Source organism: Gilliamella sp. Fer4-1 (assembly GCF_001690515.1).
Classification (GTDB): Bacteria; Pseudomonadota; Gammaproteobacteria; order Enterobacterales; family Orbaceae; genus Gilliamella; species Gilliamella apicola_C.
Genome location: NZ_LZGZ01000058.1, coordinates 1 through 1,277, shown reverse-complemented (window position 1 = coordinate 1,277; position 1,277 = coordinate 1). Strand labels below are relative to the sequence as shown.

The following is a 1,277-nucleotide window of genomic DNA, read 5'->3' as shown; positions in this document are numbered from 1 at the left end:
TTTATCTAGGGTTTTTTTTATCTAATTTGGCGCAAGTCTGTATATATACTGAAAACAATAATTAGTCACACATAAATTGGGCTTATTGTAGCAAAAATATCCTGTTTTGAATATCAGATCCTTTTACTTTTTACACAATACTATGCCTGTTTCGATATGATCGGTATAAGGAAATTGATCAAACATTGCAAAATGTTGAATTGAATGCGTTTTGCTCAATAACTGCAAATTGTCGCGCAATGTATTAGGATTACACGAAATATAAATAATAGTTTTATAGGATTTCAATATATCAATAGTATTTAAATCCAATCCTGCACGAGGCGGGTCAACCAGTACCGTGTCGCACCGATAATCATCTAAATGAATTCCTTTTAAACGATTAAACTCACGCTCTCTTTTAATTGCGCTGGTAAACTCTTCAGCCGACAATCGGACAATAGTAAGATTATCAATATGATTAATGGCAATATTATGCTGAGCAGAATAAACTGACGCTTTAGCAATTTCAGTGGCCAATACTTTTCGAAAGTTTTGTGCCAGTGCAATTGAAAAGTTACCATTACCACAATAAAACTCTAGTAAATCACCCGACAAATTTTTAGTGACTGATACAGCCCACTGTAACATCTTAATGTTCACCGCCGCATTGGGTTGGGTAAAACTATTTTCAACTTGACGATAAGTAAACATTTTACCCATTACGGGTAAAATCTCATCAACATAATCGACATCAATTGCAATTTTTTGGTTGCTAGCGCGCCCGACAATACTCGCATTTACGCCTTGTTTAGCTAATTGCATTTTTAATTTTTTTGCTTCAATTATCCATTCATCATTTAACTTTTTATGATATAAAAGCGTAATTAATAACTGACCACTTAAGGTTGAAAAATAATCAATTTGAAACAATAAATGCCGAAGTAGATGATTATGCTGTAATAAAGGCAAAATAGTTTGCATCGCTTGATTTATTAATTTAGTCGCAATAGGAAATTCATCAACGCGTACCCGTTTTTTTGTCTTTTTGTCATACATAATATGATAAAGCTCCTCACCATGATGCCAGATTCTGAACTCAGCTCGCATTCGATAATGGCTAATTGGCGATGAATAGACTGTTAATTCGGGAAGAGAAAAGTCTGATAATAATGTTTTTAAAATATCTACTTTCCGTTCTAATTGCTTATTATAATTATCAATCGAAAAACATTCAGTCATAGTTATTATCTGATGGTTATTATAGAAATATTATTTAATAGGAAATTTTGAACCAG

General features: G+C 32.5%; 1 protein-coding gene. It reads right to left on the bottom strand.

Annotated features, from left to right (window positions below; all coding sequences use genetic code 11):
• Positions 1 to 123: 123 nt before the first annotated feature.
• Positions 124 to 1,221, bottom strand: coding sequence for a tRNA (uridine(54)-C5)-methyltransferase TrmA (gene trmA, locus A9G30_RS01930; RefSeq protein ID WP_065582710.1), 1,098 nt, complete (start codon positions 1,219 to 1,221; stop codon positions 124 to 126).
• Positions 1,222 to 1,277: the final 56 nt, after the last annotated feature.